Consider the following 17,864-nt stretch of genomic DNA (forward strand, 5'->3'; position numbering starts at 1 on the left):
AAGCGCCCAGCCGGAACGGAAATCAACCCCACGCTATGGTGATGATTTTTTTGGAATAATCAAGTTCTACATGTTATTATTTGCTACATATTAAAGAATGGATTGCAAAAGAAGGTGAAATAGATGGCGACTAGTAAAAAAAGAAAAGTCACGAAAGGAAAAGCGACGACAGAAAAAAAAGAAATGCATCCGCTTATGTATGAAATTTTAGGTCTTATCTTAATTGCATTTGCGGTTATTATGATTTTTGAATATGGCATGATTGGCCGTGTTCTACAAACAATCACAATGTTTCTTTTAGGAAATTTACATTTTGCTGTGCCGTTTATGCTTATATTTGTTGCGTCGTTACTAATGATTGGGCGGAAAAAAATAAGCATTTATGATCGTCTCATATTAGGTATGCTCCTAATTGTTATGAGTTTAACAATTTTTAGTCATGGCATTTTGTTTGAACAATTATCAAAATCTGGTGGATTATTATCTGACTCTGTTTTGAGAGAATCTTGGCGAATTTTAATTAATTCTGAGGGTGTCATCCATCGAAGTAATGCACTTGGCGGCGGAATGGTTGGTGCACTGTTATTTAGTGCTCTACATGTTTTATTTGAGGCAGCAGGTGCGAAGGTCGTTGCGTGGGTTATTTTCTTTATCGGATTAATTTTAGTAACAGGAAAGGCACTTGTTCCATATTTAGCGAAAAAAATGCCCGACCTTTTCGGCAAATGGAAAAAGAAACATCGTGATAAGAAAAAGAGTATGCCGAAAAAACCTAATAATCGCCGTTCAAAAGTAGAAAGCAAGGATGAAATTGCGGCTGTCGATCAGGAGCCTGAAGTACAAGAGGAAGAAGAGATTTCTCATGAACCAATCATCTCTGCCTTTACTCAAAATGTGTCTCATGAACGAGAAGCATTTGCAACAGCCGAAAATGAAGACATTGAACATGGAGAGATTGTTGATGATGTCCATATTGAAGGCGCAGATGCTGTGGAAAATGCAGATTACCAACTGCCATCTTATAATCTATTACAATTACCGCCACAGCATGACCAAAGTGGTGAATATTCAGTTATACAAGCAAATGCGAAAAAGCTAGAGCAAACTTTGCAAAGCTTTGGTGTAAAGGCAAAAGTAACGCAAGTTCATTTAGGCCCAGCTGTAACAAAATATGAAATATTACCAGATGTAGGTGTGAAAGTAAGTAAAATTGTTAACTTACAGGATGATCTTGCCTTAGCACTTGCTGCGAAGGATATCCGTATGGAAGCACCTATTCCTGGGAAGTCAGCGATTGGCATTGAAGTACCAAATAGTGAGGTAGCTATTGTTACACTTCGGGAAGTGTTAGAGTCTAAGGATGGTGTAAAGCCAGAAGCATTATTGCAAGTTGCATTTGGTCGTGATATTACTGGACAAGCAGTACTTGCTGAGCTCAATAAAATGCCACATTTACTTGTTGCGGGTTCGACGGGTAGTGGGAAAAGTGTGTGTATAAACGGTATAGTCGTATCAATCCTAATGCGTACAAAACCACATGAAGTTAAGCTGATGATGATTGACCCGAAAATGGTGGAGTTAAATGTTTATAACGGTATTCCTCATCTACTGGCACCAGTTGTTACGGATGCACGTAAAGCGTCTCAGGCGCTGAAAAAAGTTGTGTCAGAAATGGAACGTCGCTACGATCTATTTTCTCATACTGGTACTCGTAATATCGAAGGCTACAATGGTCATGTGCAAAAGGTCAATGAGCAAACAGATGAAAAACATCCGAAATTACCTTATATTGTAGTAATTGTAGACGAGTTAGCGGACTTAATGATGGTTGCTTCAAGTGATGTAGAGGATTCTATTACACGTTTAGCACAAATGGCACGTGCAGCAGGGATTCATTTAATAATTGCAACTCAACGACCAAGTGTAGATGTGTTGACAGGTGTTATTAAAGCAAATATTCCTTCGCGCATTGCCTTTGCGGTGTCGTCAGCAATCGATTCTAGAACGATATTAGATATGGGTGGAGCAGAGCGTTTACTCGGTCGAGGAGATATGCTGTTTTTACCTGCAGGTGCATCTAAACCAAAACGTGTGCAAGGTGCCTTTTTATCAGATCAAGAAGTTGAGTCAGTTGTTAACTTTGTTATAGAACAGCAAAAGGCACAATATCAGGAGGAAATGATTCCGACCGAGGAAGACACAATTTTAGAGGAAACGGATGATTTATTTGATGAGGCTGTACAGTTAGTTGTTAGTATGCAGACGGCCTCTGTTTCGATGTTGCAACGCCGCTTCCGTATCGGTTATTCGAGAGCTGCTCGTATTGTTGATCAAATGGAACAACGCGGTATTGTCGGGCCTTCAGAGGGTAGTAAGCCTCGACAAGTGCTCATTCATCAATACGATAATTAGTGCTAAAATAACGTCGAAAAATTGAACAATGTTGTCTACAGTGAGTAGGCCTAAATTCATTTCAAAAATCGGAAAATTACACTAAGGTGTAATTGATTTAAGTCTACAAAAATGTTATATTTATGAACGATTAGTAGGAATGTTGTACATCAGATGTCTGATCTCTGATTTTGGTGGTGATATATGTGACTATAAAAGCAGATCATCGTCATCTCTATCTTCAAGTAATTGATCGTTTAAAGTCTGACATTGAAAAGGGCGTTTTTAAAGAAAATGAAAAACTGCCTTCAGAGTTTGAATTATCAAAATCACTAGGAGTCAGTCGAGCAACGCTTAGAGAAGCGCTACGACTGTTGGAAGAGGAAAATGTGATTGTGCGTCGACATGGGGTGGGCACATTTGTAAACCCTAAGCCGTTGTTTACATCAGGCATCGAGCATTTATCGAGCATTTCTTCCATGATCGAGGCAGCAGGCATGGAACCCGGTTCTCGCTTTTTAAAGGCGACGGAAAGTATACCTGCTGAGGAAGATTTTAAACGCTTCCAATGTGATGGCGAAGATAAAATACTCACAATTGAACGTGTCAGAACAGCGGATGGTGAGCCGGTAGTTTACTGCATAGACAGATTACCTGCAAGCTTCCTGCCAACTGACTTTGTAGAAAAAAAAGAAGTTTCACTTTTCTCTGCACTTGAACAATCCGGTAAAATTCATGTTGCCTACGCTGTTACATATATTGATCCAATCGGGTATCATGAGCAAGCTTCACCGATTTTAAATTGCGGACGTGAAACAGCTCTTTTAGTATTAAAGCAGTTACATTACGATGATCATGATCAAGTAGTGCTGTATTCAAAAAATTATTTCCGAGCTGATAAATTCAGCTTCCATGTAGTTCGTAAAAGGGTGTAGAACATTTCTAATATTTTTCCTGCTAATTACAATACCTTTGGGGGGTTAATCAAATGAAAAAACGTAAATTTGGCTTAGTATTATCATCAGTTTTAGCTGCAAGTGCAATCTTAGGTGCATGTGGTACGAAAGAGGAAGATAAATCTAAAAAAGAAAATGAAAACGCTTCACCGGACGAAAGTAACAAAGGTGATGTGTTTTCAGTAGCAATGGTAACTGACGTAGGTGGCGTTGATGATAAATCATTCAACCAATCTGCTTGGGAAGGTGTTCAAGCTTACGGTAAAGAACATAACCTAAAAAAAGGTGATGGTGGTTTCGACTACTTACAATCAAAATCAGATGCAGACTATGATTCAAATTTAAACGCGTTATTACGTCGTGACTTTAACTTAATCTATGGTATTGGTTTCATGATGGAAGATTCTGTTGCTGCAGTAGCTGAAGAAAATCCAGATAACAAATTCGCAATCATTGACGCTGAAGTAAAAGCGGACAACGTAGTATCTGTACTGTTCAAAGAGCAAGAAGGTGCTTTCTTAGCTGGTGTAGCGGCTGCGAAAATGTCTAAATCAGGTAAAATCGGTTTCGTAGGTGGCGTAGATATTCCAGTTATCAACCGCTTCGAGGCTGGATTTGTTGAAGGTGCAAAAGCTGTAAATCCAAAAATCGAAATTACATCAAAATATACTGCTGCATTCGATAAAGCGGACCTTGGTAAAGTTACTGCAAACAGCATGTACTCTTCAGGTGTAGATGTAATCTTCCACGCTGCTGGTGCAACTGGAAACGGTGTATTCTCTGAGGCAAAAGAACGTAAGAAAAAAGATCCTAATGCAAACATTTGGGTAATCGGAGTAGACGCTGACCAATATGAAGAAGGTAAAGTAGACGATAAAACAAATGTCACTTTAACTTCTATGTTAAAAGGTGTTAACACAGCAGTTGTAGATATTTCTAATAAAGCGAAAAAAGGTGAATTCCCAGGTGGCAAAACGCTTACTTATGGTTTAGCTGAAGACGGCGTGAAGCTTGCGGATTCTCGTGGTGCAATCCCAGAAGATGTACTAAAGGTTATTGAAGAATATAAAGAAAAAATTGCTAAGGGTGAAATTAAAGTCCCAGAAAAAGTAGGGAAATAATTCGTCTTTTGATCATCATAAGGGACTTTTTTTGAAGACCCTTATGATGATTTTTCAATCTATCGTTATATTTTGACTATTCGCAATACTCTATTCGACTATATTTAATTACTATAGAGGTAGTAATTTTTCTATGAGTTTATCGTAAGAATAGTAATGATGGTAACAAGTTAATAGAAGAAAGGTTTCTAACGATGACCTTTCCTGTATTAATTTATCTTCATTCAGAAGAATATCTACCTCTATTCGTGGGACAAGATAGGCGTAAATTTTTTTGTTAGTAGGGTACAAAATGCCCAATGAACGAAGATAGAATCTCTGGCTGAAGTCGTTATTGCGCAATGTGATAAACACTGAGCAACAGGGGTTATGGCAAGTATTTAGATTCGTTTATTTTTGTCTAAAAACAAATCTAAATAACGGTTTCAAAAACTGGACGTATTGTTTATCTGTGCGAAAGCGGAGTGTTAACGAAGCGTCAGCAATAAATGTTTTTCTGAGCGAAAGCGCAGTGCAACGTAGCGACAGCTACAAAATGTGTTCTGTGGCGAAAGCGAAGCGACAGCCACAATTACGTTAAGGCGAAATTGATAAAAGTGCCTATTAAGGGAGTGACAAAATTGGAATACGTGATTGAAATGCTAGGAATCCGAAAAGAGTTCGGTAATTTCGTGGCGAATAATAACATCACCCTCCAACTGAAAAAAGGCGAAATCCATGCACTACTAGGCGAAAATGGTGCAGGTAAATCGACTTTAATGAACGTCCTTTTTGGTTTGTATCAACCAGAGGGTGGCGAAATTCGAGTTCGTGGGAAGGCTGTTAAAATTACAAACCCGAATGTGGCCAATGATTTAGGAATTGGTATGGTCCATCAACATTTTATGTTAGTGGAAAATTTCACAGTGACAGAGAACATTATTTTAGGTTCTGAACCAACAAAAATGGGGATTGTTAACATTAAAGATGCGGCTAAGAAAGTACAAGCACTTTCTGAAAAATATGGTTTAGATGTTGATCCATATGCCAAAATCGAGGATATTACTGTGGGGATGCAACAGCGTGTTGAAATTTTAAAAACACTATACCGCGGTGCAGAAATTTTAATCTTTGATGAACCAACGGCATCTTTAACACCACAGGAGATTACAGAGCTTATTCAAATAATGCGCCGCTTAATTGAAGAGGGCAAATCTATTATTTTAATTACCCATAAACTAAAAGAAATTATGGAAGTCTCTGACCGTGTGACAATTATTCGCAAAGGTGAAGGGATTGGTACAGTTAACACTGCTGAAACAAATCCTAACCAATTAGCTGAAATGATGGTTGGTCGCCAAGTCGAATTTAAAACCGAAAAAACAGAAGCAAAACCAACTGATGAAGTACTTGCAATCGATAATTTAGTTGTTACAGACTACCGTAATATCGATAAAGTAAAAGGCCTGAACTTAAAAGTACGTAAAGGTGAAATTGTTGGTATTGCAGGTATCGATGGTAACGGACAATCTGAGTTAATCGAAGCCATCACTGGTTTACGCAAAATAAAGAGTGGTACTGTTACATTAAATGGCAAAGATATTACAAATATGAAGCCTCGGAAAATTACTGAGGAAGGCGTTGGACATATTCCGCAAGATCGCCATAAGCATGGGTTAGTATTAGATTTCCCGATTGGTCATAATATCGTACTACAAACATATTACCAATCTCCAATTGCTAAGGGCTTTGTTATGGATTACAAGAAAGTGTCTGAAAAAGCACGCCAAATCATTGAAGAATATGATGTGCGTACTGGTAATGGTGAAATGACACCAGCACGTGCCCTTTCAGGTGGTAACCAGCAAAAAGCGATTATCGGTCGTGAAGTTGATCGTAATCCAGACTTATTGATTGCTGCACTACCAACACGTGGTCTTGATGTAGGGGCAATTGAGTTTATCCACTCTCGCCTTATTGAGCAACGTGATAAAGGAAAAGCAGTACTGTTAATTTCATTTGAATTAGATGAAGTCATGAATGTTTCAGATCGTATTGCTGTTATTTATGACGGTGAAATTGTTGATGAGTTAAATCCAAAAGAAACGACAGAACAAGAGCTAGGTTTATTAATGGCAGGACAAGATAGTAAAAATAAAACGAATGGTGCGAAGGAGGGGAACGACTAATGTCAAATCGTGTGATTAATATTCTCGTTCCTATCATCTCTATCATTATCGGTTTAATTGTAGGAGCTATCGTAATGGTAGTTAGCGGCTATGACCCAGTACAAGGTTATATCGCACTTTGGACAGGTATTTTTGGAGATTCATATTCTATTGGGAACACAATCCGTCAAATAACACCGTACTTATTGGCGGGTCTTGCGGTAGCATTTGCCTTCCGCACAGGTTTATTTAACATTGGTGTTGAAGGTCAGTTAATTTTAGGTTGGCTAGCAGCCGCATGGGTAGGTTATGCGTTTGAACTACCTAAAATTATTCACTTACCATTAGCATTACTTGCGGCAGCAGCTGCAGGTGCATTTTGGGCCTTTATTGCAGGTTTCTTAAAAGCGAAATTTAAAGTTCACGAAGTTATAGCGACAATTATGTTAAACTATACTGCGCTTTATATTGCCAATGCAGTGATTAAAAAATTGTCTGACGGTGGCTTTAAAACAGAACGCGTTCATGAATCAGCTACTTTACGTTCTCCGTTTTTAAGAGAGCTTACAGACAATTCAAGTCTTCACTATGGCATCATTGTTGCACTGTTAATGGTTATAGTTATGTGGTTCATTTTAGAAAAAACAACACGTGGATATGAGCTTAAAGCGGTAGGCTTTAATAAGCATGCTGCAGATTATGCTGGTATGAGCGTCAATAAAAACATTATTTTAGCTATGACGATTTCAGGTATGTTCGCGGGCCTTGGTGGTGCTATGGAGGCATTAGGTACTTTCCAAAACGCTTCTATTAAACCAGGCTTTACAGGTATTGGTTTCGATGGTATCGCCGTTGCCTTGCTTGGTGCAAATACGCCACTAGGGGTTGTATTCGGGGCTTCTTTATTCGGCTCACTTAAATACGGAGCATTAAATATGCCAAATGCTGCGGGTATTCCCGAGGAAATCGTATCTATTATTATTGCGTTAATTATTTTCTTCGTAGCATCAGGCTACATTATTCGAGTAGCATTGCAAAAGTTGAGCAAGAAAAAGGAGGGACAATAACATGAGCTTTTTAGAAATGTTATATTTCATCATCCCTTCTGCAATTTTCTTCGCAACACCTTTAATTTTTACGGCAATCGGTGGTGTGTTCTCTGAACGATCTGGTGTTGTAAATATCGGACTAGAAGGTTTAATGATTGTTGGTGCATTTGTTGGTATTTATGTCAATTTAGAATTTGCTTCAACATTTGGTGCAGCAACAATTTGGGTGGCTATGCTGGCAGCTGTCATTGCTGGAGGAATCTTCTCACTTCTCCACGCTGTTGCTTCAATTTCTTTCCGTGCCGATCAAACGGTATCAGGGGTTGCAATTAATTTATTAGGTTTAGCGGTAACAGTATTCTTAGTAAAAATGATTTATGGTAAAGGTCAAACAGATATGATTACCCAACCAATAACTCGTTTCGAAATCCCTTATTTACAGGATATACCGTTCTTTGGACCATTATTATTCCGTGATGTCTATAGTACGTCAATTTTAGCTTTTGCAGTAGCTATTGGGGCATGGTTTATCATTTATAAAACGCCATTTGGTTTACGTTTACGCGCTGTTGGTGAACATCCAATGGCTGCAGATACGATGGGCGTAAATGTTAATAGAATGCGCTATATTGCTGTTGTCATCTCAGGGGCATTAGGTGGTCTTGGTGGTGCAGTGTACGCGCAATCAATTACAAGCGATTTCTCACATGCAACAATTGCGGGTCAAGGCTTTATGGCCATTGCTGCAATGATTTTTGGGAAATGGCATCCGATTGGTGCATTAGGTGCAGCTTTATTCTTTGGAGTAGCACAAACGTTAAGTGTTGCAGGAAGCGGAATTCCTTACGTTCAAGACATTCCTGCTGTATATCTTCAAATTTTACCGTATGTATTAACAATCCTTGCATTAGCAGGATTTATCGGTAAAGCAAATGCACCAAAAGCTAGTGGCCAACCTTATATTAAGGGGAAACGCTAAAAAACAAACAGACAATTGTTTGCACAAAAGACTGGGCGAAAATGCTCAGTCTTTTTCCTTGTACATATCTCAAGTGTTTGGGAAAATAATGGTTGGAGGTTGCTCTTTAGTTGCTAGTATGAACAGGTTCATCAATTAGCCAAATGCAATTTCGCACTTTTCATATACATACTTTGGATTCTTTTTGCAATTATAGACAATAGCCATGTATAGTATGTGTAGTACTTTGTTATATTAAGAAAGATAAGGAGGGTTCTATATATGTTTAAAACAATCCCTTTAGCAAAAGGTGTCAATTTGCATATCCGACAAACGACCCAATTTAAAACCGTAAATTTTTCAATTAAATGGAGAAGAGCTTTAACAGCTACAAGTGCGTCTGAACGCACAGTGTTAACAAATGTATTGCAACACAGCAATGCTAAATATAAGACAACAGCTGCATTCCGAGGTTTCTTGGATGATTTGTATGGCACAGTGCTATATTTTGATACATCCAAACGTGGTAATGAGCATACAGTACTGATGAATGTAGAAGCCGTTAACGATCATTATTTGGCAAATACAAGTGTTTTAAATGAGGTACTTGGTTTATTGCACACAGCAATCTTTGAACCGAATTTAGAAAACGGTGTATTTAAGGAATCGATTGTGGAGCGTGAAAAGAAAACAGTCATTCAGCGTATCGAGTCCATTTTTGACGATAAATCTCGATTTGCACAACAACGAATTCAACAGATTTTACGTCCAAATGAACCGGCCTCTATTTCTGCTAACGGAACTATTGAGGACATTCAAAAAATTACCCCTGCCTCATTGCTTGAAGCATATCAATCCATGCTTGCTAACGATAAAATAGACATTTATGTCGCAGGTGATATAAATGAAGACGAAATCGTGACGCAACTGAAAAAAGCGCTACCATTTAATGATCGTACACCTGAAGAAATCCCTGCTGTGCTTCCGCAACAGCATCCACAAAATGATTATGTACGTGAACAACAAGAAATGAAGCAAGGAAAGCTGCATATTGGCTTTAGTACACCAGTACGATTTGGTGATCCTGATTTCGCCAAAATGCAAATTTTTAACGGCGTATTCGGCGGCTATCCTCATGCGAAATTATTTATGAATGTTCGTGAAAAGGAAAGTTTAGCTTACTATGCGTCTAGCTCCTATGCATCACATTATGGTTTAGTCTTTGTTGTGTCTGGAATTGAACCAAAGAATGAAGAGAAAGCACTATCCCTAATTAAGGAACAAATTGCTGTCATGCAAGCAGGCGACATTACAGATTTAGAATTAGAGCAAACAAAGGCAATGCTGACGAATCAGCTAAAAGAGTCATTGGATTCTGCTCGAGGACAAATAGAAATTTTTGACCAATATAAAGATTTACCCGAGGAATTCTCAGTTGAAGCTTGGGCAACTAAATGGAAAGCTGTAACGAAAGAAGATATTGTTGAAATGGCGAAGCAAATCCAGTTAGAAGCGGTCTATTTCTTATGTGGAAAGGAGCAAGCCGCACAATGAAAACAATTGAATTCAATCAATTAGATGAAACATTGTATTATGAAAAATTAGAGAATGGCTTAGATGTCTATATTTTACCGAAAAAAGGCTTTTCCAAAACATATGTGACATTCACTACTAAGTACGGTTCTGTTGATCGTACATTTGTGCCACTTGGAAACACGGAAAGTGTTACAGTCCCAGATGGTATTGCTCACTTTTTAGAGCATAAAATGTTTGAAAAAGAAGATGGGGACGTATTCCAAAAGTTTAGTGAATTCGGCGCTTCAGCCAATGCCTTTACTTCATTTACACGTACGGCATATTTATTTTCTTCGACGGACAATATTTATAAAAGCACAGAAACATTATTAAATTTTGTGCAAGAGCCTTACTTTACAGAAGCAACTGTGAATAAGGAGAAGGGTATTATTGGTCAAGAAATTACGATGTACGATGATCAGCCAGATTGGCGCCTATATTTTGGAACGATCGAAAATATGTATCATAATCACCCAGTAAAAATTGATATCGCTGGTACAATCGAGACAATTGATGGCATTACTGCGGACCATTTATATACGTGCTACAATACGTTTTATCATCCGTCCAATATGTTATTGTTTGTTATTGGCGCAGTAGACCCTAATGAAATGATGACGTTTATTCGTGACAATCAAGGTAAAAAAGAATTCCCTGAACAAACACCAATACAACGCTTCTTTGATAAAGAGCCGACTGAGGTTGCTATCAAAGAGCGCGAGTTGCATATGGATGTACAAAAGCCAAAGGTTTATATTGGCTTAAAAGCAAAAGAAACAAATCTTTCTGGCCGCGACATGTTAAAACATGAGCTGTCTGTTCAAATTGCGCTTGAACTTATTTTTGGACGCACGTCTGAATTTTATGAGCGCATCTATGAAGATGGCTTAATTGATGAAACGTATGCATTTGATTTCACGTTAGAAAATGGCTTTGGTTTTGCTATGATTGGCTCGGATTCTACAGATCCGGCTGCATTAGAGAAAGCTATTAAGGAAGAATTAGCAAAGTATGATGGAGATGCACAATTTGAAAGTGCCGATTTAGAACGAGTGAAACGTAAAAAAATAGGTTTCTTCCTACGTGCGCTGAACTCTATTGAATTTATCGCCAACCAATTTACACGTTATTCGTTTAATGAGATGAATTTGTTCGATGTTGTACCTGTTCTAGAAGAACTAACGATTGAAGATTTGAAAAAGGCATTTTCTTCAGTTCAAGGTGAATCTCAACAAACTGTCTTTAAAATTTTACCTACAGTGAAGGGCGAACAGTGAAAAAGTTTGTCCTCGTGTTAGGTGCATCGGGTGAGATTGGTCGTGCTATTTGTCAGAGTCTGGCAGAAGACGGCTGGTCCATCTACATACACTTTTCAAACAATGAAAAAGCAGCGCAGACTTTATACCACTCTCTTTCAGAAAACTTCCCTGCACAGGAATTTATGCTTGTACAGGGAGATTTTTCGAAAGCATCCGGGGCACAATTGCTTGCATCACAAATATTTAATGTGCAAGCGATTGTCTTTGCAAGTGGTCAGGCGCATTATTCTCTACTTGAAGATACTACTGTGGAGGACATGGATGCATTATGGCGTGTTCATGTGCAAAATCCAATGCGTCTGACGGCATTGCTGTCATCAAAGCTTCGTGCTCACGATGTTAGCTATGTACTTTTTATCGGTTCGATTTGGGGAGAGGCGGGATCAGCTGGTGAAACTCTTTACGCCGCAGTGAAGGGTGCCCAACATGCTTTTGTGAAGTCATATGCGAAAGAAGCGGCACTGTCACGTATTCGTGTTAATGCCATCGCACCTGGCTTTATTAATACTTCGATGAACAGTCATTTAAGTGAAGAGGAGCTTGACTATATTTTAGAGGACATTCCGCTAGGTATAGTTGGACAAACAACGGATGTTGCTAAAATGGTGCGCTTCTACCTTTCTGGAAATGCAGATTATGTAACGGGACAAGTAATTCGATTAAATGGTGGCTGGTACATATAATGTTCTTTTTTGCACATACTACATGTGTAAAGGAGGAGGAACAATATGACTATCTTAGAGAACTGGCATAAATGGACATCGTTTTTAGGTCAAAACGTTATGCGAGCAGAATCAAGCGGTGTGCCATCGCAAATGATTCAACAAGCTGCTGTACAAATTGGAGAATATTTGGCGACAAATGTCGATCCTAAAAATGAACAAGAGCGAGTGTTGTCGGATTTATGGGGCGTTGCCTCTGAAGAGGAAAAACACGCATTGGCGAATTGTGTCGTTAAACTTGTACAAAATAAACCTGTACAGTAAAAAAAGAGGAGAGCTATCTCCTCTTTTTTTCATGATAAAAAAGCAATTTTTACATAGAAAAGGGAACGTATGTAAGCCTATTTAGTACGTTCAAAAAAAAAATAGTAAGTTTTTAAAAATAACCCCATAATTCCATGTATTCTAACTTTCCATTACATAAAAAATCGGCTATGATGGAACTTATAAGAGATTTTGTACGTTAACTAATAGGAAGGGAACGAGTGTGTTTGAGCGATTGGTACTTTGAATATGAAATTCAGGTGAATCGCCCTGGATTATTAGGAGATATTGCTTCACTTTTAGGGATGCTTCGTGTCAATATTATTTCAATAAATGGTGTCGATGAGGATCGACGTGGTATGTTAGTGCATACAGACAACGATGAGACAATTGACCGTTTTCGTACAATTGTTTCGACAATGGAACATATTAACGTGACCAAATTTCGACAACCTAAACTCCGTGATCGTTTAGCCATAAGGCACGGTCATTATATTCCACGAGATGCAGATGAAAAAAATACCTTCCGCTTCGTACGAGATGAACTTGGTATTTTAGTTGACTTTATGGCTGAGCTCTTTAAAAAAGAAGGGCATAAGCTCATAGGAATACGTGGAATGCCTCGTGTTGGAAAAACTGAATCGATTGTAGCGGCTAGTGTATGTGCCAATAAAAAATGGATTTTTTTATCATCTACAATGATTAAGCAAACTGTTCGCAATAAACTCGCTGGTGATGAATTCAGTGACAATAATATTTTCATATTAGATGGCATTGTAACACGTCGTTCATCAGATGAGCGGCATTTGCAACTAGTACGTGAAATGATGAATATGCCTTCCATAAAGGTCGTCGAGCATCCAGACATGTTTGTTCAGCATTCAGAATATAGGATAGAGGATTTTGATTATATCATTGAATTACGTCATCACCCAGATGAAGAAATTACGTATGAGATAATAGAAAAAAACCATATGGTTTCTGAATCCAATTCATTTGGAGGATTTTAGGTTAGGATTTAATTTTTAAATTGATGTTAAAGTAGGTGTTATTAGTGGCAGAATTAGGGACTCGACTGAAAGAGGCGAGACTGTCTAAAGGCTACAGTTTAGACGATTTACAAGAAATAACGAAAATACAAAAGCGTTATTTAATAGGTATTGAAGAGGGCAATTATTCGATTATGCCTGGTTCGTTTTATGTACGAGCTTTTATTAAGCAATATGCCGACGCTGTTGGTTTGAACGCAGAGGAAATTTTAGAAACGTATAAAAGTGAGCTTCCAGGTACTTCAAACAATCAAGTAAGTCAATCGATGACGAATAGCCCAAGTAGAAGAAAAGTTTCAAAAGGCCCTTCAACTAAAATGATGGAGGCAATGCCGAAAATAATCGTTGGTTTATTTATCATTGTCATTATTGTAGTAATTTGGGTGCTCGCGCAGTCTAAAAATAGTGCAGTACCGAATGTTGAAGAGAAGCCTCCAGAAATGGAATACGATTCAAAAGTAAAACCAATAGATACAGAAAAAGAAAAAGATAATAAAAAGGCTCAAACAAAAGACAAGCAAGAGTCAACAGATTCAAAAGATTCAGCAAAGGAAACACCTGACGAAAAACAAACTGAAGAGGGTAAGCAATCGATTTCAGCGGGGACTGTTGAAGCGGATGGTGCTACAACTTCTTATACGTTAACAGGTGCAGATACATTTAAATTACGTATCGAAGTATCAGGTCCTACATTTATCGGTATTCGAAACCAACAGCAACAAGAAATACTAACTGATACTCGTGTATATAATGCAGGAGAAGTAGTAGAATTCGACGCAACATCTCAAAATTACGCACGTATCCGCTTAGGTAATTCAACGCAAGCCAAGGTATACATTAATGACGAGCCTTTAACGTATGCACAGCAAGCAGTAACGCAAAACATCGTCATCAATTTCAATAAAGAATAGTAGTCATCTAATGATGACTACTTTCTTTCATCATGAAAGGTGTTAGAAAAATGAACATTCCAAATAAAATTACCATCTCTCGAATCTTACTTATTCCGTTCTTTGTCATTGTTATGATGTTTGATTTTGGCTGGGGAACAATGTCACTATTCGGTGCGGATATGCCTGTTCATCACTTTGTAGGTGCACTCATTTTTATTTTTGCTTCAGCGACTGATTGGGTGGATGGTTATTACGCACGTAAGTATAATCTTGTGACAACATTTGGTAAGTTTTTAGACCCACTTGCTGACAAATTGCTCGTTTCAGCAGCTTTTATTTTAATGGTAGAGCTAGATATGGCGAGTGCTTGGATAATTATTATCATTATTAGCCGTGAGTTTGCAGTAACTGGCCTTCGTTTAATATTGGCAGGTGAAGGAGAAGTTGTTGCGGCAAACCAACTTGGTAAAATTAAAACGTGGGCCCAAATTGTGGCCATCGGAGCGGCACTTTTACACAATACAATCTTTACACTTATTGGTATTCCATTTGATACAATTATGCTATATATTGCATTGTTCTTTACACTATGGTCTGGATGGGATTACTTCTATCTAAATCGACGTGCCTTACTTGACTCTAAATAAGAGAGGTCTTGAGATCATGAATGCTGAAATTCTTGCAGTGGGCTCAGAGTTATTGCTTGGTCAGATTTCGAACACAAATGCAAGATTTATTTCTAGTCAGTTGTCCGAATTGGGGATAAATGTGTATTATCACACTGTTGTTGGAGATAATGCACAACGTTTAGAAGAAGCTATTTCCATTGCAGAGACTCGTGCTGATTTAATCATTTTTTCTGGGGGGCTTGGGCCTACAAAAGATGATTTAACAAAGGAAACGATTGCTCGTCATCTTGACGTTACTCTTGAATTTGACGATATAGCGCTGACATATATTGAGCAATTTTTTGCAAAGCGAGGACGTCCAATGACGGACAATAATCGTAAGCAGGCTTTAATATTAGCAGGTAGTGAGGTGCTTGCAAACCATCATGGTATGGCACCTGGTATGATACTAACGAAAGATGAGCGTACTTATATTTTGCTTCCGGGGCCACCTAAAGAGCTTGAACCGATGTTCCAGTTTGAAGCAAAGCCAAAGCTTGGTGCGATGTTAAATGCTGGAGGGGTTATACTATCGCATGTGATGCGTTTTTATGGCATTGGAGAGGCTGAGCTTGAAGTACGTGTCCAAGCTATTTTAGATTCGCAAACAAACCCAACTGTTGCGCCACTTGCTTCTGACGGCGAAGTTACACTGCGTGTGACTGCCAAGGCAGAAACGGAGCAAGAAGCACAGCAGCTTATTGCTGCAAAGGTAGCAGAGCTTCAAGTGCTTGTAGGTGACTATCAATACGGTATAGATGATGATTCTCTAGCCTCTAAAACAGTAGAAATGTTACTAGATAATCAGTTAACAATTTCTGCGGCAGAAAGTTTAACAGCTGGATTATTTCAGTCTGAGCTTGCAGAAATACCAGGTGTAGGGGATGCCCTTGTTGGTGGCGTTGTTACGTATACAGAAGAGGCTAAAATAAAACAGCTCGGTATTTCTAAAGAATTATTAACTACACATGGGATTGTCAGCAGTGAATGTGCAGCGGCTATGGCTAGCGCTGTACGAAAAAAGTTTGATACAGATATTGGTATTGGATTAACAGGTGCGGCAGGTCCTACAGCGCATGATCATCAACCAGTGGGAACGGTTTGGATTGGGATCGCAATTGGTGATGAGCAACCAATCACATATTTACTTCATCTATCGGGCATGCGTAATACAAATCGACTTCGTGCGGCGAAATTTACTTGTCATTATTTAATGCAGCTTTTGGAAGAAAGAGGCTTTAAAAAACGTTATTAAATATTAGACGTGTTGATTAGGTAAATATAGGTCTATTATTGGCTGATAAAAGGATTTTTTTGTTGATATTTTGCTAATGTATAACCATTTTAACTGATTGTAGCGTAGGGCTACTCGACTCCCGCGGGAAAGCGAGACAGGCGAGACCCTGCACGAAGCGCAGCGAAGGAAGCGGCTCGACGCTCGCCCGCAGGAAAGCGAGTAGCCCGTAGCGGAAATCAGAGCCTTCTAATAAAGTGGATAAAAATGGTTAATCGACACGCTTGATTAAATATCGTTAAAATAGAAATTTGGGTAATGGAAAGTTACCCAAATTTTTATTTTGAAGAAAAACGAATAAACGTTCGCTTTTTTCTTGCGTCTTCTCTCAAAAACAAGTATAGTAGAGATAGAGAAAAACAGTGAACAGTTTTCGAAGGAGGAAAATGAATGAGTGATCGTAAAGCAGCCTTAGAACAGGCGTTAAAACAAATTGAAAAGAATTTCGGCAAAGGTTCCATCATGAAACTTGGCGAAAAAACTGATTTAGAAATTGCTACATCTTCAAGTGGTTCGCTAGCACTTGATGCTGCATTAGGTGTAGGTGGTTATCCACGTGGACGTATTATTGAAGTATACGGCCCTGAATCATCAGGTAAAACAACGGTTGCTCTTCATGCCATTGCAGAGGTGCAGGCAAATGGTGGACAAGCAGCGTTTATCGATGCTGAGCATGCGTTAGATCCAATATATGCACAAAAATTAGGTGTCAATATTGATGAGCTTCTATTATCTCAACCAGATACAGGAGAACAAGCGCTTGAAATCGCTGAAGCACTAGTACGTAGTGGCGCTATCGACATTATCGTTATAGACTCAGTAGCAGCATTAGTTCCGAAAGCAGAGATCGAAGGAGATATGGGTGATTCGCATGTTGGTTTACAAGCGCGTTTAATGTCTCAGGCTTTACGTAAGCTTTCAGGTGCAATCAATAAATCGAAAACGATTGCTATTTTCATTAACCAAATTCGTGAAAAAATCGGTGTCATGTTCGGAAACCCAGAAACAACACCTGGTGGTCGTGCACTTAAATTCTATAGCTCCGTTCGCTTAGAAGTACGTCGTGCAGAAGCTATTAAACAAGGTAATGACATTATGGGTAACCGTACAAAAATTAAAATTGTGAAAAACAAAGTAGCGCCACCATTCCGTACAGCTGAAGTTGATATTATGTACGGTGAAGGAATTTCAAAAGAGGGCGAAACAGTCGATTTAGGTGTTGAACTAGACATCGTTCAAAAAAGCGGTTCTTGGTATGCTTACGGTGATGAGCGCCTAGGTCAAGGTCGTGAAAATGCTAAACAATATTTAAAAGAAAATCCAGCGGTGCTTGACGACATCGCAAATAAAATCCGTGCTTCTTACGGTATTGCATCATCATCTTACACAATTGCTGCGCATGGTGATGAGGAAGAAATGGATGATGAATTAAAGCTTCTTCTTGAAGATGAAAAATAA

At 38.6% G+C, this 17,864-nt stretch carries 15 protein-coding genes; all 15 read left to right on the top strand.

Translation table 11 applies throughout. The features are described 5' to 3' along the window. Positions 1-123: 123 nt before the first annotated feature. The 15 genes from ACQKMI_RS08910 (at position 124) to recA (ending at position 17,864) form a co-directional block, all read left to right on the top strand. Complete coding sequence (locus tag ACQKMI_RS08910; protein WP_427488192.1) at positions 124-2,412, top strand: DNA translocase FtsK; 2,289 nt, start codon at positions 124-126, stop codon at positions 2,410-2,412. A 185-nt stretch (positions 2,413-2,597) separates the two neighbouring features. After that, positions 2,598-3,326, top strand: a complete 729-nt coding sequence (locus ACQKMI_RS08915) for a GntR family transcriptional regulator (RefSeq protein ID WP_323645083.1) — start codon at positions 2,598-2,600, stop codon at positions 3,324-3,326. A gap of 53 nt (positions 3,327-3,379) precedes the next feature. Then, positions 3,380-4,468, top strand: coding sequence for a BMP family lipoprotein (locus tag ACQKMI_RS08920; RefSeq protein WP_427488193.1), 1,089 nt, complete (start codon positions 3,380-3,382; stop codon positions 4,466-4,468). Between the two features lie 620 nt (positions 4,469-5,088). Continuing rightward, complete coding sequence (locus ACQKMI_RS08925) at positions 5,089-6,636, top strand: ABC transporter ATP-binding protein (protein ID WP_427488194.1); 1,548 nt, start codon at positions 5,089-5,091, stop codon at positions 6,634-6,636. Continuing rightward, on the top strand, positions 6,636-7,682 hold the full coding sequence (locus ACQKMI_RS08930) for an ABC transporter permease (RefSeq protein ID WP_323645080.1): 1,047 nt from the start codon (positions 6,636-6,638) through the stop codon (positions 7,680-7,682). The genes ACQKMI_RS08925 and ACQKMI_RS08930 overlap by 1 nt, the downstream gene beginning before the upstream one ends. A 1-nt stretch (position 7,683) precedes the next feature. Next, on the top strand, positions 7,684-8,643 hold the full coding sequence (locus tag ACQKMI_RS08935) for an ABC transporter permease (protein ID WP_427488195.1): 960 nt from the start codon (positions 7,684-7,686) through the stop codon (positions 8,641-8,643). A 261-nt stretch (positions 8,644-8,904) separates the two neighbouring features. Next, positions 8,905-10,176, top strand: coding sequence for an EF-P 5-aminopentanol modification-associated protein YfmF (gene yfmF, locus ACQKMI_RS08940; RefSeq protein ID WP_427488196.1), 1,272 nt, complete (start codon positions 8,905-8,907; stop codon positions 10,174-10,176). After that, the gene (yfmH, locus tag ACQKMI_RS08945) at positions 10,173-11,474 is read left to right on the top strand and encodes an EF-P 5-aminopentanol modification-associated protein YfmH (RefSeq protein WP_427488197.1); all 1,302 of its coding nucleotides are present in this window, start codon (positions 10,173-10,175) and stop codon (positions 11,472-11,474) included. Before yfmF ends, yfmH begins: the two co-directional genes overlap by 4 nt. Next, entirely contained in the window at positions 11,471-12,199 is a 729-nt protein-coding gene (gene ymfI, locus ACQKMI_RS08950) for an elongation factor P 5-aminopentanone reductase (protein ID WP_427488198.1), read from the top strand. The genes yfmH and ymfI overlap by 4 nt, the downstream gene beginning before the upstream one ends. Before the next feature lie 45 nt (positions 12,200-12,244). After that, positions 12,245-12,502: a DUF3243 domain-containing protein gene (locus ACQKMI_RS08955; RefSeq protein WP_079560524.1), complete on the top strand. Its 258-nt coding sequence runs from the start codon at positions 12,245-12,247 to the stop codon at positions 12,500-12,502. A gap of 227 nt (positions 12,503-12,729) precedes the next feature. Next, a complete protein-coding gene (locus ACQKMI_RS08960) occupies positions 12,730-13,512 on the top strand; it encodes a DUF3388 domain-containing protein (RefSeq protein WP_323645582.1) in 783 nt (260 codons plus the stop codon). Positions 13,513-13,547: 35 nt separating this feature from the next. Further along, positions 13,548-14,462, top strand: a complete 915-nt coding sequence (locus ACQKMI_RS08965) for a helix-turn-helix domain-containing protein (RefSeq protein ID WP_427488199.1) — start codon at positions 13,548-13,550, stop codon at positions 14,460-14,462. 50 nt (positions 14,463-14,512) lie between these two features. Then, positions 14,513-15,091 (top strand): CDP-diacylglycerol--glycerol-3-phosphate 3-phosphatidyltransferase, encoded by a 579-nt coding sequence (gene pgsA, locus ACQKMI_RS08970; protein WP_323645074.1) that lies wholly within the window; start codon positions 14,513-14,515, stop codon positions 15,089-15,091. Between the two features lie 16 nt (positions 15,092-15,107). Next, positions 15,108-16,367 carry a competence/damage-inducible protein A gene (locus ACQKMI_RS08975; RefSeq protein WP_427488200.1) on the top strand — a complete coding sequence of 420 codons (1,260 nt, stop codon included), beginning with the start codon at positions 15,108-15,110 and terminating at the stop codon, positions 16,365-16,367. A 429-nt stretch (positions 16,368-16,796) separates the two neighbouring features. Further along, positions 16,797-17,864, top strand: a complete 1,068-nt coding sequence (gene recA, locus ACQKMI_RS08980) for a recombinase RecA (protein ID WP_427488201.1) — start codon at positions 16,797-16,799, stop codon at positions 17,862-17,864.

The organism is Lysinibacillus sp. NPDC097214 (genome assembly GCF_050277945.1).
GTDB classification, from domain to species: Bacteria; Bacillota; Bacilli; order Bacillales_A; family Planococcaceae; genus Lysinibacillus; species Lysinibacillus xylanilyticus_B.

What these genes read in the sequence shown, in the direction of transcription:
- ACQKMI_RS08935 (WP_427488195.1), top strand. Translation starts at nt 7,684, where the DNA reads ATGAGCTTTTTAGAAATGTTATATTTCATCATCCCTTCTGCAATTTTC.
- yfmF (WP_427488196.1), top strand. Translation starts at nt 8,905, where the DNA reads ATGTTTAAAACAATCCCTTTAGCAAAAGGTGTCAATTTGCATATCCGA.
- pgsA (WP_323645074.1), top strand. Translation starts at nt 14,513, where the DNA reads ATGAACATTCCAAATAAAATTACCATCTCTCGAATCTTACTTATTCCG.
- yfmH (WP_427488197.1), top strand. Translation starts at nt 10,173, where the DNA reads ATGAAAACAATTGAATTCAATCAATTAGATGAAACATTGTATTATGAA.
- ACQKMI_RS08930 (WP_323645080.1), top strand. Translation starts at nt 6,636, where the DNA reads ATGTCAAATCGTGTGATTAATATTCTCGTTCCTATCATCTCTATCATT.
- ACQKMI_RS08975 (WP_427488200.1), top strand. Translation starts at nt 15,108, where the DNA reads ATGAATGCTGAAATTCTTGCAGTGGGCTCAGAGTTATTGCTTGGTCAG.
- ACQKMI_RS08910 (WP_427488192.1), top strand. Translation starts at nt 124, where the DNA reads ATGGCGACTAGTAAAAAAAGAAAAGTCACGAAAGGAAAAGCGACGACA.
- ACQKMI_RS08920 (WP_427488193.1), top strand. Translation starts at nt 3,380, where the DNA reads ATGAAAAAACGTAAATTTGGCTTAGTATTATCATCAGTTTTAGCTGCA.
- ACQKMI_RS08955 (WP_079560524.1), top strand. Translation starts at nt 12,245, where the DNA reads ATGACTATCTTAGAGAACTGGCATAAATGGACATCGTTTTTAGGTCAA.
- recA (WP_427488201.1), top strand. Translation starts at nt 16,797, where the DNA reads ATGAGTGATCGTAAAGCAGCCTTAGAACAGGCGTTAAAACAAATTGAA.